17 protein-coding genes are annotated in these 22,053 nt (G+C 70.5%); 10 read left to right on the forward strand and 7 right to left on the reverse strand.

Translation table 11 applies throughout. From position 1 onward, the window contains the following. Positions 1–184 precede the first annotated feature (184 nt). On the forward strand, positions 185–619 hold the full coding sequence (locus OG689_RS41870; RefSeq protein WP_266328510.1) for a hypothetical protein: 435 nt from the start codon (positions 185–187) through the stop codon (positions 617–619). Positions 620–688: 69 nt separating this feature from the next. Here the strand turns inward: OG689_RS41870 and OG689_RS41875 are convergent, their stop codons facing one another. Then, positions 689–1,933: a hypothetical protein gene (locus tag OG689_RS41875; protein WP_266328511.1), complete on the reverse strand. Its 1,245-nt coding sequence runs from the start codon at positions 1,931–1,933 to the stop codon at positions 689–691. After that, positions 1,930–6,405 carry an SNF2-related protein gene (locus OG689_RS41880; protein WP_266328513.1) on the reverse strand — a complete coding sequence of 1,492 codons (4,476 nt, stop codon included), beginning with the start codon at positions 6,403–6,405 and terminating at the stop codon, positions 1,930–1,932. Before OG689_RS41880 ends, OG689_RS41875 begins: the two co-directional genes overlap by 4 nt. A 444-nt stretch (positions 6,406–6,849) precedes the next feature. On the opposite strand from OG689_RS41880, the gene OG689_RS41885 reads away from it, so the two are divergent. Together OG689_RS41885 and OG689_RS41890 are read left to right on the forward strand one after the other, a co-directional pair. Then, positions 6,850–7,311 (forward strand): hypothetical protein, encoded by a 462-nt coding sequence (locus tag OG689_RS41885; RefSeq protein ID WP_266328515.1) that lies wholly within the window; start codon positions 6,850–6,852, stop codon positions 7,309–7,311. Between the two features lie 283 nt (positions 7,312–7,594). Then, positions 7,595–8,245 (forward strand): hypothetical protein, encoded by a 651-nt coding sequence (locus tag OG689_RS41890; protein ID WP_266328517.1) that lies wholly within the window; start codon positions 7,595–7,597, stop codon positions 8,243–8,245. A 266-nt stretch (positions 8,246–8,511) separates the two neighbouring features. Here OG689_RS41890 and OG689_RS41895 read toward each other — a convergent pair whose 3' ends face one another. Next, complete coding sequence (locus tag OG689_RS41895) at positions 8,512–12,198, reverse strand: hypothetical protein (RefSeq protein ID WP_266328519.1); 3,687 nt, start codon at positions 12,196–12,198, stop codon at positions 8,512–8,514. 271 nt (positions 12,199–12,469) lie between these two features. Here OG689_RS41895 and OG689_RS41900 point away from each other — a divergent pair, with 271 nt between their 5' ends. The 4 genes from OG689_RS41900 (at position 12,470) to OG689_RS41915 (ending at position 15,158) form a co-directional block, all read left to right on the forward strand. After that, positions 12,470–13,186: a 3'-5' exonuclease gene (locus tag OG689_RS41900; protein ID WP_266328521.1), complete on the forward strand. Its 717-nt coding sequence runs from the start codon at positions 12,470–12,472 to the stop codon at positions 13,184–13,186. 179 nt (positions 13,187–13,365) lie between these two features. Further along, the gene (locus tag OG689_RS41905) at positions 13,366–13,854 is read left to right on the forward strand and encodes a hypothetical protein (RefSeq protein WP_266328523.1); all 489 of its coding nucleotides are present in this window, start codon (positions 13,366–13,368) and stop codon (positions 13,852–13,854) included. A 125-nt stretch (positions 13,855–13,979) separates the two neighbouring features. Next, entirely contained in the window at positions 13,980–14,294 is a 315-nt protein-coding gene (gene mihF, locus OG689_RS41910) for an integration host factor, actinobacterial type (protein WP_266328895.1), read from the forward strand. Between the two features lie 408 nt (positions 14,295–14,702). Then, positions 14,703–15,158 (forward strand): SRPBCC domain-containing protein, encoded by a 456-nt coding sequence (locus tag OG689_RS41915; RefSeq protein ID WP_266328897.1) that lies wholly within the window; start codon positions 14,703–14,705, stop codon positions 15,156–15,158. A 134-nt stretch (positions 15,159–15,292) separates the two neighbouring features. On the opposite strand, the gene OG689_RS41920 is transcribed toward OG689_RS41915, so the two are convergent. Then, the gene (locus OG689_RS41920; RefSeq protein ID WP_266328525.1) at positions 15,293–15,514 is read right to left on the reverse strand and encodes a DUF2795 domain-containing protein; all 222 of its coding nucleotides are present in this window, start codon (positions 15,512–15,514) and stop codon (positions 15,293–15,295) included. Between the two features lie 309 nt (positions 15,515–15,823). On the opposite strand from OG689_RS41920, the gene OG689_RS41925 reads away from it, so the two are divergent. Both OG689_RS41925 and OG689_RS41930 read left to right on the forward strand, forming a co-directional pair. Beyond that, on the forward strand, positions 15,824–16,357 hold the full coding sequence (locus OG689_RS41925; RefSeq protein WP_266328527.1) for a hypothetical protein: 534 nt from the start codon (positions 15,824–15,826) through the stop codon (positions 16,355–16,357). Positions 16,358–16,835: 478 nt separating this feature from the next. After that, positions 16,836–17,987: an ATP-binding protein gene (locus OG689_RS41930; RefSeq protein WP_266328529.1), complete on the forward strand. Its 1,152-nt coding sequence runs from the start codon at positions 16,836–16,838 to the stop codon at positions 17,985–17,987. A 209-nt stretch (positions 17,988–18,196) separates the two neighbouring features. Here OG689_RS41930 and OG689_RS41935 read toward each other — a convergent pair whose 3' ends face one another. The 3 genes from OG689_RS41935 to OG689_RS41945 form a co-directional block, all read right to left on the reverse strand. Beyond that, entirely contained in the window at positions 18,197–18,418 is a 222-nt protein-coding gene (locus OG689_RS41935; protein WP_266328531.1) for a hypothetical protein, read from the reverse strand. A gap of 333 nt (positions 18,419–18,751) precedes the next feature. After that, positions 18,752–20,545 (reverse strand): hypothetical protein, encoded by a 1,794-nt coding sequence (locus tag OG689_RS41940; RefSeq protein ID WP_266321577.1) that lies wholly within the window; start codon positions 20,543–20,545, stop codon positions 18,752–18,754. Further along, on the reverse strand, positions 20,542–21,468 hold the full coding sequence (locus OG689_RS41945) for a hypothetical protein (RefSeq protein WP_266321576.1): 927 nt from the start codon (positions 21,466–21,468) through the stop codon (positions 20,542–20,544). The genes OG689_RS41940 and OG689_RS41945 overlap by 4 nt, the downstream gene beginning before the upstream one ends. A 72-nt stretch (positions 21,469–21,540) precedes the next feature. On the opposite strand from OG689_RS41945, the gene OG689_RS41950 reads away from it, so the two are divergent. Next, positions 21,541–21,900: a helix-turn-helix transcriptional regulator gene (locus OG689_RS41950; protein ID WP_266327239.1), complete on the forward strand. Its 360-nt coding sequence runs from the start codon at positions 21,541–21,543 to the stop codon at positions 21,898–21,900. Positions 21,901–22,053: the final 153 nt, after the last annotated feature.

The following is a 22,053-nucleotide window of genomic DNA, read 5'->3' on the forward strand; positions in this document are numbered from 1 at the left end:
TGCCATAGGGCGCCGTTGTGGCGGCGAGGGCCACCCGGCTGGGCCTTGCGTCAAACGCCTTGGGTGCAGTGGCGCAACCGATCCACGATCGAGATCCAAGGCACGGCCGCCCCGGAGCCACGGAACCGGCCATGCGCCCGCTTTACGTTCGACAGCCCCAGCTCATCAGACGAAGGAGTAGCTCATGACTCACGACACCGCCCGAGTACCGGACGAACTGTTTCTCGCCCGCCCCCGGCTGTGGGGAGAGTGGAAGTCGTTCATCAGCCGCGACCAGCTCGCGTCCTTCCTCGAAGCTCATCCGGAGGCAGTCGTTAAGCGCGCCAAGCTGGTGTTCGAGCCAGTCGACACGGCGGAGTATCGTCGCCCGATGCGGGTCTACCGGGTGCTCGTCCGCTACCAGGACGGCAGTGTCGATACGCCTGGACCGGCTTACGAGATTTGTGCCAATTCACCCTGGATGCTCGACGATCAGGCGCTCGCACAGGCGCGGCTCGACTATCCGACCGTGCCGTGGAACCGGTTGGTTGCCAGCTCCCCCAGGGTCGCCAAGAAGTCCGTAGCCTGGGGGCCGAAGGGCTCTCTGCGGAAGGTTCGGGACTTCACGCCGCCCGCCTAGAAGCCCGTACCAGCCGGGGACCCGCAGCGGCTGACACGCCACCAGGCGCAATCCGAGAGGTGCGAGGGGTCAGCTTCCGCCGGGCCGGGCGAGGCGGGCGCGCCGAGCAGCGGTGAACGCCGCCGCCGGGTCGGCTGAATGCCCAGCGGCCGGGCGCCAGTCCCCGCCGGAAGCGGCGAACGGATACCAACGGCCGTCAGGACCGAGTCGCACCTGCAGCCCGGCACCCATATCCGTGATCCGATTCCTGTCGCACGTCAGTGGTCCCGGCGCACCTGGGCGCAGCGGCTGGATGCGTTGCTCGGCAGCGGCGACGACGTCCGGGTCGGCCGGGCCGGAAGCTGCCGCAGCGTGGACGGCTGGGATACCGCCCAGGCGATAGGCGGCGAGCAGCAGGCGCAGTTCCTCCGGGGTCCGGCCCAGGTGGGTGGCGGCGTCCTCGAGGTAGGGCAGGCCAGTGGTCGTTGCGAGCAGACGGATGGCGTCGCCGAGTGCGTCGACGCCGGTTGCGGTGTTGGTTTGCCCGTTCAGCAGGGCGGTGGCGTGGTGGGCGGCTGAGGCAGTCAGGAGCCTGAGGTGCTCCAGTGGTGGCGCTGGGGCGGGTGGTTCGTCGCGGAGCTGGTCCAGGACCGGGTGGCCGCCGGCCGTGGGGTATGTGCCGGGTTGGGGCAGGGGCTGGGTGTGGGTGCGCCAGAGTTGGTAGGCGTGGTCGGCCCGTACCTCAGTGGGCAGCGTCGCTGGGCGCGGTTCGCCGGCGCGGGCTGTCGTGCGCTGCTCCGGAAGGATGACGGCGGCGGTCAGCCTCGTGGTCAGGCGGCTCATGGAGAGGCCGCGCAGCACGAGGAAGACGCTGGGGTTGGCGGCGATGCGCGGAGTGAGGGCGTGGCCGAGCGCGGCGCTGTGCTGGCACACAGTGGGGGTGTTGCGGCAGGTGCAACGGAAGGTGATTTCCGTTGCGGCGGGGACGAGGCGAATGCCGGCGATGTGCGCCGGGTCGGCAAGTTGACGGTGGAGGTGGCCCGACAGGACGGCGGCTCGGTGCTCGGGGTGGGCGGCGATGGCGCTGGTGACGGCGTCCCACTGTGCTTCGCTGAGCGTGGTGGTGGAGATGGTGGCCCGATGGCTTGTCCCGTTGATGCCGACGACCTGTGCGGTGACGGTCAGCGGTGCGGTGGAGATCTGGCCGACGGCTCCGTCGCGGGCGAGCTTGGCGCCGGCCCCGAGCCGGTTGGGGTCGTCGGCCGCCTCGGTGAGGGCCCGCTTCCACTGGTCGGCCCAGGGGCTCAGGTTGGTGCGGCGGCGGGTGGCGGTCATCGGCTGCTTCCGAGGGATACGAGGTCGGACAGGTCACGGTCGTCGAGCTCGGTCAGGGCCTGCTCGCCGCCGGCCAGGACAGCTTCGTTGAGGGCGCGCTTGTGCTCGAGGAGGGCGGTGATCCGGTCCTCGACGGTTCCCTCCGTGACGAGTGCGTGCACCTGGACCGTCAGGTGCTGGCCGATGCGGTGGGCGCGGTCGGTGGCCTGGTCCTCGACGGCGGGGTTCCACGGCCGGTCGTAGTGGATCACGTGGGTGGCGCGGGTGAGGGTGAGGCCTGTTCCGGCTGCCTTGACGGAGAGGATCAGCACCGGGGTGCGGCCTGCCTGGAACGTGTCGACGATCTCCTGACGTCGGCGGCGGGTGGTCTTGCCGTGCAGGAACTGCACGGGGACGCCGCGTGCTTCCAGGTAGGCCTGCAGGAGGTGGCCCATGGTGACATAGCTGGTGAAGACCAGCACCGCCTCGCCGCTGTCAGTGATGGCGGCCAGCAGCTCGTCAAGCGCCTCGACTTTCGCGGACCGGGCGGCCAGGGAGCCGGGGTCCGCCCGTACGCTCTCGGGGGTGTCCTTGAGGTAGTGGGCGGGACTGTTGCAGATCTGCTTGACGCTCTGGAGGAGCTTGAGGACCAGGCCGCGGCGGTTGATGCCGGAGGTCCCGGCGATTCCGGCCATGGCCTCTCGCACGACCGCCTCATACAGGGCCGCCTGTTCGGTGGTCAGCTGGACGATGCGCGGGCTGTGGACCTTGGCGGGAAGCTCGGGGGCAATACCCGGGTCGGACTTGAGGCGGCGGAGCATGAACGGGCTGATGAGCCGTGCGAGGCGCTGGGCCTCCTGGCTGGCGGTGTCGCGTTCGGCGGCGCGGGCGTAGCGCTCGCGGAAGGCGGTCAGTGTTCCGAGCAGGCCGGGGTTGGCCCAGTCGAGGATGGCCCACAGTTCGGTGAGGTTGTTCTCGATCGGGGTACCGGTGATGGCGACGCGGGTGCGGGTGGTGAGTTCGCGCAGGCGGCGGGCCGCGGCGGAGCGGTGGTTCTTGACGTTCTGGGCCTCGTCCGCGAGGACGGCGCTCCAGGGCTGGTCGAGGAGGGCGGCGGGGCTGCTGCGGAGGATGCCGTAGGTGGTGATGACGATGGCGTCGTCGGGCAGATGGGTGAGGGTGCGGCCGGCGCCGTGGTAGACCACGACCGGGATGCCGGGTGCGAAGCGGGCGATCTCGCGGGCCCATGCCGTGACGAGGGACGACGGGCAGACGACCAGGGTGGGGCCGGTGGATCCGGCGGTGTGGCGGTGGAGGATGAACGCGATCGCGGTCAAGGTCTTGCCCAGGCCCATGTCGTCGGCGAGGCAGGCGCCGAATCCGAGGCTGGTCGTGCGGGCCAGCCACGTCAGTGCCCGGTGCTGGTAGTCGCGGAGCGTCGCGTTCAGCACGGAAGGTACGGGAATGGGGTCGGTGCTGGTGTCTCCGGTGCGCAGGGCGGAGATGACGGAGGTGAGGCCCGCGCCGGCCTCGCACACGAACTCCTCGCCGTCCACGGTGATCGTGCCGGTCAGCGCGGCGGTGAGAGCTTCGACGCCGCTCAGGTCCTTCAGGGTGCGGTCTCCGGCGCGCAGGGCGGTCTGTGGGTCGACGAGGACCCACTGCTCGCGCAGGCGCACCAGGGGGCGGGCCGCTTCCGCGAGGGTGTCCATCTCGGCTTCGGTCAGCGGGCTTCCGTCGAGGGCGATCCGCCAGCGGAAGTCAAGGAGCTCGGTGAGGCCGAGCTGCCGGTCGGCGGTCGTCGACCGGCCCACCACGGTGTGGGTGGCGAGGGCGGACACCAGCTGCGCGGGCCAGTGGATCGTGATGCCGGCGCGTTCGAGTTCCTGGGTGGCGGGGCCGAGGAGCTGAACGGCCTGGGGGCCGGTCAGGTCGAGGCCCACCGGCTGTTCCTGGCGGGCCAGTGGCGCCAGGGAGGGGCAGATCCGTGCGGCGCGGCGCAGCACGCGTTGGACGCGAGCAGTCGCGCCGGGGTCGAGGCCAGCGGTCGCGGGGTCGGCCCAGGCGTTGGCTGCGGGGATGTCCTTCTCTTCGGTGTCGGTTGCGATGCGCAGTGCGAGTGAGGCGCGCAGTGTCGGAGTGCCGTGGTCGGTGGACGGCGCCTTGATGTGCAGGACGAGGTGTGGTTCGGGGAAGGGGTCCAGGCGTTGTTCGATGGAGTCTGCCCATGCGTGCAGGTGTCCGGCGTCGCGCGGGGTGGTGCTCGCGTAGGGCAGGTCGCCGACCAGGGCTGCGGCGCCGGGGGTCTTGAGGTAGGAGTTGGCGAGGTCGTCGAGGAACGCGGACACCAGTGGGCGGGCGCCGGTGATGCGCAGTGGGGTGTGGCCGGACAGGAGGCAGTGGGCGTGTGGGGGCATGGCGGCGGCGAGGTCGTCGAGTGCCTGGGCCAGGCGCGGTGTCATCGGGCCGGCGCGCCAGCGGTCGTGGCCGGCGGTGCTGACCGAGGGGTACACGAGACGGGCGGCGACGATCTGCAGTCCCAGGCGTGCGACGCGGGCCCAGGCCAGCGTGGAGGGGTGGACGGCGGGGCTCGTCTGGTCGAGGTCCAGGAGCAGCGGTACGGCCGTGGCCACGGGGACCGCCCAGCCGTGCACGTGTGCCCGTCGGACACCGACGTCGGTGCCCAGGGCCAGTTCCGCGCTGCTGTTGGCGAGCGGCGCGGGAAGGTCGGCGTCCGGTAGCGGTTCGCCGTCCGGCCGGTAGGCGAGGAGGTGTCCGCTGGCGTCGGCGGACGGCAGGTAGAGGAGTGCGGTGCCGGTGGCGAGCTGCTGGCGCAGCCGCGCTTCGGCGGCGGCGCGCGTGATCCAGTCCGCGGGGTGGCGGTCCGGGGCCGGTGGGGTGAAGTGCGGCAGGGCGCGCTGAGCGGGGGCGGCGGGGCGGGACTGTTCTGGCGAGGGCGGCGCGGGCGGTTGCTCGGTCGCGGGTGTTGCGGCCGGTGCGGGAGGCCGGGTGCCCGGCGTGGGCGAGGTGGCTGGTGCGGCCGGATCCGGTGTGGCGGTGGTCCGGCGGAGCAGGTCCACCATGCTCTGCGCGGCGCGGGTGCGGGCGTCGGGCTTGGAGGATGCCCTGCCGGTGGCGGTGAGCGGGTTGCCGTTCAGGTCGCACGTGACGGTGCAGACGAACTCTGTGCCGATCGCCCGGCCGGGAAGCGGTTCGACGGTGACGGTGTAGACCGGCTTGGTGATCCCGCCGACCTGCGCGTACTCGTTCAGGATGCTCAACGGGTTCTTCCCGTCGCGCAGTTGAGGGACACCGGGTGCCCCGATGGTGGGCGACGGGTCGACCGGGGGAAACTGCGGTGCGCGTGTTCCGGCGAGGTGCGCCAGGAGGCTGCATGCCGCGCGGTGGCGGCCGTCCTTCTTCGATCTGGCGCTCTGCTCGGCGCCTCGTACCGTCCCGGCGTCGGGGGCCTGAAGTTCAGCGGTGCAGACGAGCACGGACCCGCCGCTCTCCTCTCGCACGCCCTCGTCGTAGCGGAGCCACGGGCCCGCGTCCGGGTCGCCCGCGTGGGCGAGGACGGCGGCGGCCGTACCAGGCTGCCGGGCGACAAGGCGCATGACCGCTTCCCGCACCTCGGCCCAGCCCGGCGAGCCGGTGGTGAGCAGGATGCGGTGGATGTCGCCCTTCTTCAGCTGCTCCCGTTCGCAGCGTCGCAGGATCTCCCGCTCCAGCGCTGCATCCGGCTCCGGGGCGGCGACGCGGCTCTGGAGGAGAGCCTGGAAGGCCTCTGCGCCCATGCGGGGGGCCGGCGCGTCCTTGGTCCGGCCGGCGGCGGTGAACTGGCCGGACGGAGCAACGGCGCTCGCGCGGCCCGGGTCCGGAAGGTCGGCGAGCTCCGCCAGGAGACTGAGCAGTGCGCGTTGGCGTGCCTCACGCGGGGTGGCGGCGCGGTGGACGGCGCCGCTGGTCTCCTCGCCGGGCAGGCCGAGCGTTGCCTGGGCGAGGAAGGCTTGCTGCTTGCCGGAGCCGGCGACGGCTTCCTGTACGGCGGGCGGTGGCCACATCTCGACCTGGGCGTGCGCGGCGACGATGCCCGGGACGAGCGGGGGTGTGCGGACTGCCTGGTCGAGCGCGGCCTGCCGGGCCCGTCGCCAGTGCGGCGTGTCACCGGTGAGGAACAGGAGCAGCCGCAGGTCTCGGACACCGAGGCGGTCGGTGTCCGCCCGTGATGCTGCTTCCGCCGGCTCGGGACCGGGCTCTGCGCTCAGGCAGGCGGCTTTCAGGAAGGTGTAGAACTCCTCGCTCCCGAGCCCCCCGAGATCGAGGTCCTGACCGGCTCGGTCGAGCGGGGGTCGGGGTGCGATCAGGTGACCGTCATGGCGGCCGGACAGGGCGGTACTCCGGGGTTGGCGGGGAGCGTCAGCCTGGTTCGGCGGCTGGGTGGGGAGAACCGGCTGGCGGGCGGGCTGCTGGACCACCAAGAAGAACTCCATGCAAAGGACCGGGCCGACACAATGCCTGCCATTGTTCCGTGCTCCCGCCGAGTCGAACGCCCGGACGCGCCAAAACGGTCCGCTCACCCGCGTCATGCCGATCTCGTGAGGCGCAGCCCGCTGGTCCACGATCGCTACCTGTGTCCTGCGAATGCGAGTTGCAGCGGCTTGTCGTTGCGGTGCCGAGGCCTTGAGGTTGGTGGCCAGTGCGTCCGGAGCCGCCCCCCTGACTCTGCTGCTGGGAGGCAGGCAGCGCCTCGTAGTTCGGGAGTGTCCGCACCCCGGGCCGAGCGCGGGCGATCCAATCGCTCCCTCAGGCCTTCGGGAGGCACGCAAGTGACGATGGTCCAGGTGATGGCCGATCGGGTTCGCATGGGGCATTGGACTGACGTTACTGCTGGTCTGAATCTAGACCGGACTGAATTCAGTACGTATGATGCCTGCATGGACACCAGCGAGATCAGGGCGGAGCGAGCGAATTTCCTGGGGGCGAAGCGGGCACTGGTCGACGCGATCACCCGCGAAGCCCGGAGCGGGACTTCGGCCAAAGAGATCGCCAGGCAGGCGGCGCCCGCCTTCGGGCGGGACCAGGTGCTCCAGTACGTCGCGGCGGTCGCGCTTCACGACGTCGCTCGCAAGGCGCTGCTGGAGGCGGGCCTCGACAGTGCGGTAGACATCTCCGTGACTGGTATGGACACACCCCGCGAGGCGCGCCTGCGCCTCTACGTCGACCCCGGCGAGACAGCCGACTACGCGCAGCTTCCCGAGCGCATCCGGGCGGCCCTCCGCGACTTCCAGATCACGCTGGCGCCCGCCCGCGACGGCAGCGACCCTGCCGCCGAGCCCGACGACCTCCTGCGTGACGGAGAAGCAGCACGGCTGATCCCGCTCAAGCCCCGCCGGTGATCGTCCGCAGCCGGTGGCCGAGGCGGGAAGCGGCCATGCCCGTCCATGATCCCAGCAGAGCGAACGTTGCCAGAGCACGTCGGTGGCCGATGGTTCAGCAAGAGCGGCTACCGAGCACCCCCGGCCGCGCTCCACGCGGTGGCGGCGCTTACCGCCACGTTGGGTGGTCTGCCGAATGCTCAGCCGCTCGCCGAATCACCGTGATCGTTGCCACCAGGGCACGACATCACATCCCCGGCCTCACCTGTCCACGGCCGTAGCGCAGGCCCCCCTTGGAGAGTTCATGTGGCAGCAAGTGCAACTCAACGGCCTTGAGGCCTTCACACAGTACCCAAGCCCATTCAGGGGCGGGATGCTGGACACCGCCACGATGACGGGTGGCCTGGATCCGGAGCACCTCCGGTTGCGCAACGCACATCATGAGGCCGGACACGCCGTCATCGGCATGATCCTGGGCCTGCCAGTGACGGCGGCCGTCCTCGATGCCAGCCCAGCTCCGACGTCCACCCCGGCCGGCACGTACGGCGAGTCAGGGCACGTGTCGGTCGGCCCGTTCGACGCGACGGAACTCGACACCGTTCTGGCCTTCTACGTCGCCGGCGTCCGGGCCGCACACCGTTGGCTATTCGAGAACGGACTGCTGACCCCGGTCACCGCGTTTCTCAACGATGTGGTCGCCGGCGTCGGCGACCAGGTGCAACTGAGAGCGGTCCAGGCCGAGCGGCCGATCCTGTTCACCTACGGGACGGGGCGTCCCGAAGACGTGCCGGATGGTTGGGACCACGTGGAGGTCGCCTCGATCTACACACGGGTGGACAAGCTGGTCGATCGGCACTGGCCACAGGTCGCAGCGGTCGCCCTCCACCTGGTCTCCCACAGCCGGGCGGGCGTGGACGACCTGCGGGCCCTACTCTCCTCGGACGTACGCCACTGAAGGTCCGAACCAGATCCCTCCAGGGCCGCCAGGCCCGACTCGGACAGAGGGGCATCTCCCCCCGCCTCAACGGATGATGCCCTGCCTGACGTGCGCGGACGGCCCCCGGCAGGCCGTGCTGACCCGAACCGATCGCGGCCGAACTCAAACTGAACCGCCGCGGAGGCGTACCGCGGCTGCGCGAGCGGACCGGGAGGCGCGGACACCGGCTGGCGTGGGCCCGCCCCACACCGGCCAGGCCTATCCTCAACGGCCCACCGATGCGGCTACGGCTGCGACGCGGCGTGGCCGATCCACCCGGCCGCCAGGTCGTCCGGACGAGCCAGGACCCGCGACAGGTCGTCGGCGATGGCGAACGGCACCTTCGGGTCGGCGAGGAACGCTGCCGGCTCGATGGCGCGGGTGACCATCAGAGGGATGACCCGCCAGACCTGGTCGGACTGGATCCCGCAGGCCCGGGCGGCCGCATCGGTGTGGGCTGCGATGACGGCCGCCTTGGCGAGCAGCTTGCCGACGTAGGTCTCGGTGAATCTCTGAAGGTGAGTCAGGAGGTTGTGCGGCGCTACGGCTCCGTGGGGGTTCTTGGCCTCGATCACCCACAGCCGGCCGGTGCCGGGGTCGGCAACGAGGAGATCGATCTCACCCGGCAGGTCCGGGATGCCAAGTGCCCGGGCCGGCTTGGCCTCCAGTCGGAACCGGTGGGGCAGCCCGGCCTGCTCGGCGACGGCCCGCACCTCGGTCTCCAGCTCGTCGTTGAGGTGCTGACGGTGCCGTTCCAGCGCCTGGCGGACGGCCGGCGGCAGGTCAGGGTGGGGCAGCCGGGAGTCGGTGAGGTAGCCGGCGTAGACCTGCTGGGCACTGTCGACGAGCCAGGGCAGGATGAGGATCTGACCCTCGAGGGAGATCAGCGGGTGCGTCGCGAATCTGGTCCGCCGCTCGACCTCGGTGTAGGCCTGGGCACGGTCGTCGGCGGCGTTGCCCGCGTGCAGAAGCAGCCGGTTGGCTGCGGCGCTCAGGTCCGCCGGTGGCAGCTCGGACCAGGCGGCGGCTTCCCGGACCAGGTCCGCCTCGGTGGTGACGGCAAGGCCGTTCGGGGCGGTGGGCCAGTCGACGGCGGTGGCGAGAACTGCGGCCAGCGCCTCCAGGCCGCAGCCCCAGTGCTGCTGCAGGAGCCGGTCGGCTGCGGCCAGGTGGCTTCCCGTCGGCGGCCGCAGCGGGGTGAACGCGGCCGGGGTGCTCCGCCGCTCGGGGGTGAACAGAATCGCGGGGTCGAGCAGCTCGTCCCGGGCAGTGCTCGCCGCGGTGATGAACTGCTGCTCACGGGCATCGTGGAAGGCATCGCGGTCGAAGCCCATGTGCTGGAGCGCGGTGTCTGCGGCGCCGGAATGAGACGGATCGGTGGTGTCTTCGAGGCTGAAGACCCCGGAGGGGTGGATCTCGAGGTGCAGATCGTGGAGTCGGCGGCTGCCGGCGACGGCCGTGATCCCGGTGTGCAGCACGAGTTCGGCAAGGGCGACGAGCTCGGCGAGGGCAAGGATGTCGACGGGAACATCGCCGGCGGGCGGGGCGGCGATGGCGTGCTGCAGCAGGAGCTGCAGGGCGGTCGTGGCCAGGGCGCCGTCGGCCTGCCGCCGGCCGGCCTCCTCGGTCCAGTTCTCGGCCCACGGCGCGGCAAGGTTCCGGACCGCCTCCAGACGGCCTCGCGTACGGGTGCTCCAGGCCGCGTTCAACTGCCGCGCCAGCTCGGTCGTCAGCGACGGGTCGTACTGGCGGACCTGGCTGGCGAGTTCCTGTTCCAGGACGGTGAGCAGCTGCTCGGCGGGGCCGCCGCGGCGGCACGCATCGGGGCCGTGGAAGGTTCCGGTGCTCACGCGGGCGCGGCAGACTGCGGCGGCCGTGGTGCGCAGAACCCGGGCGTGCACGTGGCGCGAGCGGGCCAGGGTGTAGGTGGGCGCGCTGACGGGGTGGAAGTCGTGCACGGCGTGCAGGGCCAGCACGGGGTGGGCGGCGTTCCAGGCCGCGGTGAACGCGCTCTCGTCGGTGCCGGGTGAGGCGCCGCGGGTCTCGCGGACCTGTGTGGCGCAGCGGTGCAGCAGCCGGCCGAGGATCTGGTGGCCGTCGTCGCCGAAGCGGCTGAGGAACGGCGGGTCGAGGTCGATGCTGATGCGGGGCCCGTCCGGATCAAGGGCGACGCGCAGCAGCAGGCCGTGTTCGGACTCGGCGGCGTCGCCGGTCCCGGTGCGCTGGTGTGCTTCGGCGGTCTCGGTGACGTGGACGAGCCACGCGTCGCCGCTGGGCAGGGTGAAGTGCGCGGCCACCGGCGGGAGGTCGGTGATGGTCGCGCGGACGGCGTCGGCCAGCGAGGCGAAGGAGGCGACGTCCAGCACGGCGGTGTCGTGCCCGCCCGGGCTCGCGACGATGACGAGCGGCGGGCTGGTGGTGACGTATGCAGCCAGGGGTCCCACGCCGTCGTGCCCGGGCTGGAACAGGTCGCCCTGGCGGACCGACGCGTCGTCATGCTCGATCAGGCGGGCGGTCCTCCACTCCAGGGACGGGGGCAGGCCGACTCCAGCCAGGACCGCGTCGACGCTCCCCCAGGCCGCCGCCCTCTCCCAGGACAGGTCACGGCCGTACGGCGGAACCACGGCCACGCCTCCGTCCGGCGGGCCGGGTGGCAGCAGCGTGGCCTCCCGCCGCCAGAGGGACCACGCATCAAGCGGCTCCTGGTAGGCGACCGCGTCCACGCCCGGGTGCTCGGTCAGCTCCAGGATGAACAGCGCAACGTCGGCCAGGTCGCCCTGGGCGTCGGCGAGGATCTCGGCCAGCTCTTCGACGTGCAGGTACACCGCGTCGGTGATGACCTCCCGCCCGAGCACCCGCGGACCGCCGTAGACCACCAGCCGGCCCGGCCGCGCCGCTCCCTCGGCCCCGGCGAGGGCGGCGCGGCCGTCCTCGATCCGCCGAGCCAGCGCCCGGTCGGCCAGGGCACTGACGACCGCGATCTCCAGGCGGTGGGACGGTGCGCCGAGGAGGCAGACCGGGTCCGGGTGCCGGGGCACGCGGTCCAGCCCCAGCAGCTCAGCGACGCGGTCGACGGTGAGCTCCTGGAGACGCTCGTCCAGCCCTGGCTCCTCGGCGACGGCGCCGACCAGGTCGGTGGTCACGGCTGCGAGGGTGTCGAGCGCGACGGAGGCCGGCACGGGAATCCTCCGACCGTGAGCGGCCACGGCCAGGACCGGTCCGAGCAGTGGGGGGTCCGGCGCGTAGCGCAGCGGCAGGGTCCGGATGTCGGCGGTGAGGTACTCCAGTGCCCGGGTGGTGCGCTCGGGCTCCGGCCCCGCAGCGACGAACGCCTCGAGGTCGAGGCGGGCCACAGCGCCAGCGGCGTTGGCCTCGGCATCGGTCACCTGGCAGGAGATCTCCGCGGACTCGTCCAGGGCAGGCCAGGACGGGGCCAGGAGCCCGATGGTGTGATCGGTGTACCGCAGGACGAGCGTGAGGACGTCGGTGAGGGTGAAGCCGGCCTTCTCCAGCAGCCGGTCGTCGACGGCCTCGGCGGTGGTGCTGAGGGAGCGCAGAAAAGTCAGCGGGTGGTCGAGGTCGCCCGGGTGCACGCGCCAGCGCGCCCCGCCGACCGCGATTCGGACCTGGGCACGCGGGTCGTTCGGCTCCCGGTCGGTCATCACGCCGCGCCCGGGGGCGGCGTGAAGTGCCGCCTGCATCAGCGCGGGCAGGTCACCGGCCGTGGCCAGGGCTCCGGCCCGGCCTGGGCCACGCGCGACGCGGGTCCACAGCAGCAGCAGGTGATCGTGAAAGCGGGCACAGCCGGGGGAATCCAGCGCAGCACGGAGCAGCTCGAGCAGCGAGTCGGTGGAGAAGCCCGCGAGGGCCTGGTCGACGGTCTTCCACTGCACGTGCCGGTGCTGCGCGGAAGTGGGCGGCTTCACTGCCATCGTCGGTTCGTCTCCCCTGCCGGTTGCCTCGGGTCAGCCTGGCAGGGAAGCGGTGCTCCTCGCACGGGTTTGTCGGCTCGGGACGGGTGCCGACGGCTTCGGCGCCCTGGTTTGCGGAGTCCGCGTCCACAGGCATCGGGTTAACGTCTTGGCCGGGCCCAGCTGCGCACCGCAGGGCGACTCTCGGCACCGACCCGCGCTTGCGCAACCGGCGTCGGGAAGGCAGCTGACACGGCATCATCGTCGATGTGCCTGCAGGAGGAGCTCCGGCATGTTCCGATGCAGCACGGCGGAGTTCAGAACCACCAGCGAACCATCAGCTACCGCCGGCGAGGCCTCGCTGTCACCGGCAGGCCGCACCGGCACCACAGGGAGCTTCACCATGGACTTCCGGACCTGGCCGCGTCTGTATGTCGTCGATGTGGAGGGGAACGGGGCGACCCCACCGGATCTGGTGGAACTCGCGGCCGTTCCCGTGGTGGACGGCAGGCCGATGCTGGCCTCTGCGAGGTCCGTGCTCGTCCGCCCCGCGCACCCGATCACCCCCTTCGCAAGCCGCGTCCACGGCCTCACCGACCGGCATGTACAGAACTGCCCGTCCTGGGACGAGGTCGCGCCCCGTGTGCGCGCCGATCTCGACGGCGTCTGGATCGCCGCGCACAACGCGTCGGTGGACTACAACGTCCTGCTGAGGCACCTCCCCGGCTGGCGGCCAGCCGGTGTGCTCGACACCCTCCGGCTCGCCCGAGCAACCTATCCCGCGGCACCGCGGTACAGCCTGGACGCGCTTGTGGAGTTCGCGGGGCTGGACCTCGCCGCAATCCCCGGCCACCGCCACCGCGCGGGCTACGACGCCCACGCTGCCGCACTGCTGCTGCTCAACCTCGCCAGTTCCTATGCGACCTGGAACACGATGCTCGCCTCCGCGGTGCCCCCTGGAATGCCCGGCGCCCCGATGCCTGACCACCACGAGGAGCAGCTCTGGTGATCCCGCCCACGTCACCGTCACCGAAACGGGGAAGCCGGCTGAGAGGTGCATGGCGCCGCGGGTTCCGCGAACAGATCCAACGCCTCGGTGAAAGCGCATCAAGCAGCTCACCGCCGGTACCGAGCCGTACGCTGAGGCCTCGCGCGGCCAACACTTCACCCACTTCTGGAGCCTCTCCCGTGGACTACGACGATCCCCGCAGCGGTGCCTACGTCCGGTCGCACTACGGCGTGCCAGCCGACCCCGGCCGACGAATCGTGGCGACCGGCGCAGCGGGCACCATCGTGGGTTTCACCGGCCTCTTCCTCTTGGTCCTCCGTGACGGCGACGACCACTGGGTCAGGATCCACCCGACCTCGGGAGTGGAGTACCTGGACGAGGTCCGCGAGGTCACCTTCACTCTTTCGAGCGACCCGGCCGAGACCGCGGGTCTGGCCGACTGGCTGCGCCCGTACGGCTGGTACGTCGACCGGCCGGAGCAGGCCGGCCCCGGGTACGTGAGGATGCGGCCTGTCAGCGAGGATGAGCTGGAGGACGGGAGCCTCATCGTGCGGGCCGGTGCCACCATCCAGTGGGACGGCACCGTGAACCGGTACGACCCGCCGATGACGATTCCGGCGGAGGTCCGGGAAGGTCTGGCCGAACGTTTGGCGCTCCCGTTGCCGTAGTGCGCCGGGTGATGGCCGCGAGGGGACGGTGCCGCCGGAAGCGCTCGGTCCGGCAAAAGTCCTGGTCAAGCAGCATGAAGCATGGTCATGATGGGGGCTTCGACCGCTCGACGATGGGGATCTTCATGACTTTGCCCGTACTGACTGCCCACGCGCGTACGGACGCGCTGAACAAGGCCATGGCTGCCCGCCGCGAGCGCAGCGACGTCCTCGCCGCCCTGAAGAACGAGCAGCTTTCGCTGCGGGAGCTTCTGGAAAGGACGGACAGCGTCATCGGTAAGACGCCGGTGAAGCGCCTCCTGGAATCCCTGCCGGGTGTCGGCAAGGTCCGCGCCGACAAGCTCCTGGCTGAGCTGGAGATCTCCGAGAGCCGCCGCGTGAAGGGCCTCGGGCCGCGTCAGCGCGAGCGGCTGCTCGAGCGCTTTCCGTCGCAGCGCTAACGGTCAGGCTCCCCGAGGAGCTCGGCCGCGGCCCTCGGGAGGCACCCCAGTGCATCACCGGGGCTCGATCCACATCGGGCTGCTGGCCCTCGCCACGGCCGCGGCCTCAAGCCCAGAGCGAAGGCTCCCGTTATCTGGGGTCCCGAGATGGTCGCAGGCTTGTTGACTGAACTAACCTACGCGTTTTCACAGGTCAGGCACCATGTCTGTCAACTTCCCGGGGTGCCTGAGCCAAACGGTCCCGGGAGGGATCTGTCGAGCTTCGTGCTGCCCGAGATCGGCAAACTGTACGAGACTGGTGACCGGTGGGAGCCATACCAGCTTCTGACGCCGTCAGGGGGTGGTCATCTCGACGCATTCGGTTGGAGGAGGTGCGTCATGGCACACGAGGGTGGCCTTAGGTTGCATATGGAGCGCGTCCTACCCGCACCGTGCTCGGTCGTATTCCGATCCTTGACCGAACCGCAGGGCCTGGCCAGGTGGTGGGGCCCTGACGGATTTGCCATTCCGAGTGTGGAAAGCGACCTTCGGCCAGGAGGTAGCTACCGAATCGCTATGCAGCCCCCGGAAGGCAATCTGTTCTACCTGGCAGGGGAATTCCTTGAGGTCGCCCCTCCGGAGCGCTTGTCCTACACCTTCCGATGGGAGGATCCCGATCCAGAGGACCGGGAAACGGTGGTGACGCTGTCCCTCCGCGATGCCGGTGGTTCGTCGTCCGGGCTGGTCTTCACCCAGGGCGACTTTGCCACTGAGCGGCGTCGCGCTCTACACGAGGAAGGCTGGACCCAGAGCCTCAAGAAGTTGGAGGAGCTACTGCGGCTGCATCGACCTGAGAGCCGCGGGGAGGGGCGTTTGCCCTATTAGTTCAGAGAAGGCACGTGGAGGACTCTCACCGCGACTTCGACGGCGAACCGGCTCCGCCAGCTGGCGGAGCCGGCCGACCCACGACCGACATCAGGAGGCCCAGCTCCTGATCCAACCGGTGCTGGGCGAGGCCGTCAGTACTCGTCCCTGTTGTGGAAGACATCGTCCTTCGTGGGGTAGTCAGGCCAGATCTCTTCCATCGACTCGTAGGGGTCACCGTCATCCTCAAGTGCCTGCAGGTTCTCTATGACCTCTACCGGCGCCCCCGTTCGGGTGGCGTAGTCGACGAGTTCGTCCTTCGTCGCAGACCATGGGGCGTCATCCAGGTGGCTGGCCAGTTCCAGGGTCCAGTACATGCTGTCTCCGTTCGAGCGGTACGGCGGTCCAGCCAAACATAGCCGCAAATATGACGACAGATCAGTGCAGTGCCACCGGGGCACGGAGACACTGCCGGCTCCTGTCCGCAGCCCAGTACCTGGTAGTTCAGAGAAGGCGTGTTGAGCGACAGGACCCGGAACCGGGTCTGCCGCACGGATATCTCGGCGTCATCCAGGAACATGAGGCGTGAGGCACTGCGACCAGACGTGTGGCAGCAACGGCCGCGCCTTGGATGCTTCGGGCGTGGGTCCGTGTGCTCGTGCTCGGGTGCCGTGAAACTGGGGTGTGTGAGCATCAGCAGCGAGCACCCTGTGGGTGCTGACCAGATCTACGCCGCCTTGGTAGCGATGGGAAGCGAGCTGGTGCTCGACCCCGAGCTGTGGCCGGAGGGGCCGCAGGAGGACGACCGCCGGCGGTTGCTTGGCGTCTTGCTGGCCCAGGTGGAGCTGGAGATCACCGCTGCGACTCGGTTGGGGAGCGACCACGAGGCAGACGAAGGCGAAGTCCTGATCGGCTGGGTCGATCAGGCGGGGCCCGACTCTCGCCTGTCGAGCAACGTGCTGGTCAACCGGTTGCAGCGCACCGGGGTGCAGCTGATGGGGCTCGAAGAGGATGAGACTCCCCCCAGCCGCGCGGCATCAGCCATGGCCATTGCCGCCGCTGCCGACACCTTCAGCGCTCACCTGCACTTCCAGGACGGAGACATGGAAGGTGTCCGGCTCTCCCTCGGACGGGCGGAGACGTCCGTCATCGAGATCCTTCGGAACATGCACGATCTCCGTGTGGCCATCGGCGACGCGGCCGAGGAGCCGGACGAGTGATTAGCGGATGGTGCGGGGGCTGTCCCGTCTCATATGATCTGGTCCCTGGTGATGGCTCTGACCTGCGGCGACCACAAGAGTTAAGACGCCGCAGCACCGGAAATCTCAGTCGATGTGGTCCCGGACGCGCGGATTCCTGATGTCGTCTCAGTTGACCTGGTCCGTCTCTGGGCCTGGCCGGGTAGGTGCTCGGTAGGGGCCGGATCAGCTCGGTGTGAAGCAGACGGACAGGGTGTTCCGGGCCGGCCGTCAAAGTACTGAAATTGGGGACCTCAGGGGCGCTGGGAGAGGCATCGTACGCGGCCTTGCCGGGCCCGAGGCGGTGCTTTGGCAGCGGTTCGCGACCCCGAAGGTAGACCGCCTTCGGACAGGCGCTCTCACGCCCGTCCACCCTCTTGGCAAACACGTCCTGACCTGGTGTTTTCCCGAGATTTGCCTAAGCTGGAGAGCTCTGCTGGACACCTTCGGAGGGGACATCGTGAGCAAGGAAGCCGTCAGGTACGACGCCAGCCACATCCAGGTGCTGGAGGGGTTGGACGCCGTTCGAAAGCGGCCCGGCATGTACATCGGCTCGACCAGCGAACGCGGCCTGCGCCACATGGTGTTCGAGATCGCCGACCGAGCCGTCAACGAGGTCCTGACCGGCAACGCCAGCCGCGTCGACATCACTCTCACGCCAGACGGCGGCGTGTGCGTCGCCGACGACGGCCCGGGCGTTCCCATCGACGAGGCCGGAGACGTCGGCGGCCCCGGCCTCGAAACCCTGCTGACCCGCATGGGCGCCGGGGCAGGCCGCAGCGACCGGCACGACGTGACGGCCGGTTTCTGTGGTGTGGGGCCTTGCGTCGTCAATGCCCTGTCGAGCCGGATGACGGCCGAGGTACAGCGCGCGGGGGCGCGCTGGGTCCAGGAGTACACGCGCGGCGTGGCCGTCACCCCGCTCACCGAGGCGGGACCGTCGACCGGAAGCGGGACCACCATCACCTTCTGGCGCGACGCTGACATCTTCGGAACTGCCGAGTACTCATTCGACGGGCTGGCGGACCGATTCAGGGAACTGGCCTTGCTGAACCGGGGCTTGGAAATCTCTCTGACCGACCAGCGCTATCCGGGCGACTCCCGGGCGGAGCGGTTCCGGTTCCCTGGAGGGGCGCGGGACTTCGTCGCCTTCCTCGACGCCCAGGCTGCGACACCCACCTCCCCTGACACCATTGGCTTCGAGTGCGAGGACCCGCGGATGGCGGGGACAGTGGAGGTGGCCTTCCGTTGGCGTGGCTCCGGTGAAGAGCGGATCCAGAGCTTCGCCAACAGTCGGCCCACCATCGGCGGTACACACGAGCGTGGCTTCCGCGACGGAGTGGCGGCCTCGGTCATCGAGTATGCACGGGCACGGCGGCTGCTGCCCGCGACGGACTCCGACCTTGTCGCCGATCGGATCGGCGTGGGTCTGACAGCGGTCGTGTCGGTGAAGGTGGACCAGCCCGAGTTCGAGGGCTCCACACGCGAATGGCTGGGTAACGCCGCAGTGCGCGCCTGCGTCAAGCAAGCCGTCAAAGACCATCTCGGCAGGTGGCTGGGGGAAAACCCGGAGCGGGCCGCAGCCGTCATCGATCGGATCGTCCGGGGCTGACCGGCAACGGGCCGCCCCGCCGGTTCCCGGAAGCGGGACCAGCGCAGCACGCGGGGCCAGAACTGTGCCCTCTCACACTAGGTGATGACTTGCCATCAGATTGCGACCGGTGGCACTGACAATGCCGCGGCCGGACCAGCCACTGGGCAGTGGCGCCGGGTCCGCACCAGGGCGGACCACCGGACCGTGGTCGCCGACTGGCGGCGCCGTCAGCCGGGCCAGTCAAGCGTCGAGGTGCCGGGCAGGTCCACCCAGGGATCCAGGCGGACGACGGTCCGACGTACGTCACCTGCGGGCGTGTAGACGTTGCGGTACAGGTAGGTCGGTGCGTTTGCAGGCGCGCCCGGCCGGACGAGAAGCCCGATGTCGGCGATGTCCCGGCCGGTGCTAACCGCCTGGCCGGCGAGCCCTCGGGGATCTTGCTCGTGCATGGGGAGCGGATCGTCGGGGTCGCGGGGGCGCCGATGCCGTCCAACCGGTTGGCCTTGAGTCACCTCCCCTTCTTACCGCGACTGTTCACGAGTTAGCTCGGGAATGGTTGACGAGATCCCGTCCGATCCATGTGATCGGGCGGGATCTCTGCGTTGTGCGGGCTTGTTCGAGGCGGTGACCGAACCCGGCAGGCCCTGGCGTGTGGCATTCGGTGGTCTGCGGCGGCGGTTCGGGGGTGGTCCGAGGTGCGGGAGGCAGGCCGGGGCTGCCGCTGGGCCAGTGACCAACGGCGACCGGGGCTCGGACTCTTCAGGACACGGGTGGACGTCTCGTCAGCCTGGGGGTGGGGGAAGTCCGTTGGTGGTGAGCGGGATGGGCGTGAGCCCGTCGTAGTCCTGACCCCGGCCGGCCTCGATGGGTTCGGCGCTGCTGGTGCGGGTCCAGTCGTGCAGGATCTGCAGGTTGATCATGAGGATCATCAGGGCGAGCAGGAGGCTCTGGGCGACGCGGCCGTGGGCGAGGCGCTTCTTGGGGTCGGCGATATCGATGCGGTGGCCCTTGGCCCGGCCGTTCAGGCCCTCGTTGTGCGCCCGGATGGGCTTGTAGGCGTCGCGCCAGTCAGGGCTGAGGTAGTGGCGATCCTGACGGAACTTGTCGAGTTTCCCCAGGTCACCGGGGTGGACGGTGATCGTCGGCTTGCGGCAGATCCTCGGCAGCTCGTTCTTGTTCGCTGGCCGCAGGCGCTCGGCGGGGCTGATCTGGATGCTCGGCTTGGCGGAGGGGTGGGCCGCGGTGGAGCGCGCGTTGGTGAGGTCGACGACGGCGGGGGCGCCGGCCTCGGGCCGGTGCAGGCGGTTGAAGCGCGCGCAGGTCACCGAGGGGGAAGGGCCGGCGGCGGGGCACTGCAGGCGGATGGTCCCGTGCTGGTCGGGGCCCTGCTTGCGCTTGAGGAAGAAGGGCTCGCGCTTCGCGAGACGCTGTTCGAGCTTCTGGTCGAGGTCGCGGACGGCCTTGTCCTCCAGACCGGTGGTCGCGTTCGCGAGCGCGTCCGGGATGCCGGGGCAGGCGAGGGTGCCGTCGATGAGGAGTGCGCCGAGGTGGGTGCCCTGGACGCCGCGCTGGTCCTGCTTGTAGTCGAGGGCGAGCTGGTAGCCCAGGCGGCGGGCTGGCTGCTGGAAGTGCTCGGACTTCTGGTCGGTGTAGGCACGGTCGGCGGCCAGCAGCCCGACGGGCAGACCGAGCGGGGCCAAGGTGGTGAGAGCGTGGACGGCGTTGGGCCCGACGCGCTTGCCGGGAGTGTCCAGGACGGCCCCGAGGGCGAGTTGGGGGTGCTTGCTGGCCCGCTCCCCGGCGTGGGGGTGGCCGGCGGGGTGGCGTCGGCTGGCGGCGACCAGCAGGGTTGCGCTGTGGCCGAAGACGCCTTCGGTGGCGCCACCGCTGAAGTGCCACCCGGCGGTCAGTTCGACGGAGGCGAGGTCACGCCGGTCGCTGGGCGGGTGGTGCCAGGCGGGGACGGCGGTGGTGTCGGCGCCGATGTCGCCGCGCCAGCTCTTGAAGAGGCCGCGGCGTTGGGCGAGTCGGACGGTGACCAGCACCATGCGGTCGCTGATCTCCTGCAGCAGGGCCCGGCGCCGAAGGTGTTCCGGGTCGTCGTCCTCCCAGGCGGCGGCGTGGGCGGCGGCCTCGGCGAGGGGGAGCCTTCGCCGGCGGTCGGCGCGGGAGGGGTCGAGGGCCGTGGTCAGTCGGTCGAAGGAACGGGAGAGACGACGGGAGAACGCGACGCGTGCCCACGGGTCGCCCCGGTCGACGTCGGGGACGTGGAGCCATCCTCGGGCGGTGGGGCTGAGCTGGTCGAGCAGGATTCGGGAGGCATCGGCCAGGCACGCATTCTGGTGGTGGTGCAGGGACAGCAGAAGGCCGACCAGCACGGTGCGGACCGGCAGGCCGCCCGGTCCCGGACGGCCCGCCAGTTCGGTGTCGATGAGGTCGAGGACGCCGGAGCGGTGGAGCAGGAAGTCGAGCTGGCCGACCTTGGAGTCCGCTATCTGCGCGGGTGCATCGCTGACCGGCCGGGGCCGGCAGTGCCTGATCTTCTCCGGGTTCCGCCAGGCGCGCGGGACGGTCATGCCGAGCGGCCCCGCAGGAGCCGGACCGCGGTGGCGTCGTCGAGTGGGGGGACGAGGTGCTGGTAGCGGGCGAGGGAGGCGGCGGAGGCGAGCCCGGCCGCCCTGGCGATCAGGGCATGGTCGATGCGGTCGGTCATCAGCTCGACGATCCAGCCGGCCCGCAGCCTGCCGACCGACACCGGAGGGAGGCCGCCGGACGGCTGATGCAGCAGGGACCAGGAGCCGATGAGGTTCTTCGCGTAGGGAGTCGTGCGACGGGGCCGGAAGAGGTAGTGGCCGCCCGCCAGGTCGGCGAGCTCGGCCAGTACCTCCTCCCACTGGGCACGGGCGACCAGCGGGGAGCGCTCGATGCCGGTATGGACGAGTGGATGCCCCGGTCCGGGGCGCCGCAGATCCAGGCCTCTGGTGGCGGCGACCTCCCGGGGCATCAGCCCGCAACCGGCCCCGAGCGCCAGCAACGCGAGCGCGTCGGTCCGCTGCTGCCCCCGAAGCCGCGAGGCCCAGTGCCGCAGTCCCGCCAGCTCGTCTTTGCTGTAGGGGTCGTGGGGATTGGCTGGGGCGTGCAGCTTCGGAGGGACGGGCTCGCCCCGGTCCGCCCAGGCCAGCGCGTCACGCACCCTCCTCAGCCAGCTGCGATAGGTCTTCACCGAGTTCGGGGTGAGGGAACCCACACGGGACAGGACGAAGGCGTCGATGACCTCGCCCCGCAACCAGAGGTCCGGATCACGCGGCAGGCCGCTCGCCTCAGCCCAGAGGGCCAGGCCGGCGGTGGCGTGCAGAAGCCGTTCGACGTCGTAGGGCACGGCCGTGACCGTCGCTGCGACGATCGACCGCACCAGCGGTGCGACATCGTCCCAGCCCGGCGGTGCCTCACGGGGCCGGTAGCGAGTGATCTTCGCGGAAGTGTCTGGATCAAGTGCCACGTTCCACGAATACCGGCTGGTCAAGCAGCCGTCCGGGGATTGATCCACTTCAATGGACAGGATGGTGTGAACATGGTCGGCGGAAGCGCCCGCGTGCGCCCCCCTAGGGATCTGACCGGGGATCCGGAAGCCTGGCCCCATCTGGCCAGCGCCGATGTCGGGGCGGAAGCCGTCCGGGAGGTCTCCCGCCGCCTCGCCGACGCCCTCGCCGAGCAGGGAACGAGCCTGCGTCAGACCGCAGCCGCATCCGGCGTCAACCGGCAGGCGATCGCCGACCTCCTGGCCGGCCGGTCCTGGCCGGACATCGCGACCGTCGCCCGCCTGGAGCACTTCCTCGCCGTGCCGTTGTATCCGCACCGCGGCGGAACGCGCATCGCGCATGGTGAACGGCCTTTCCGTCCCCGCGACGCTGTCCCGGGGACGACGAAATAGGCCACGCGCCCCCCGAGGCCAGTGAGCTTCCTCTACTCTCGGGGGTGCGTGAACCACTTGATATGGGGCCACGTGAAGGTTCCGATCCGGGAGCAACCCCGCCGGAGCCGGTTCCCTCCTCCCTGCCAGGGGAGGGGGGAACACCTCTATGAA

The sequence above is a fragment of the Kitasatospora sp. NBC_00240 genome, assembly GCF_026342405.1.
Classification (GTDB): domain Bacteria; phylum Actinomycetota; class Actinomycetes; order Streptomycetales; family Streptomycetaceae; genus Kitasatospora.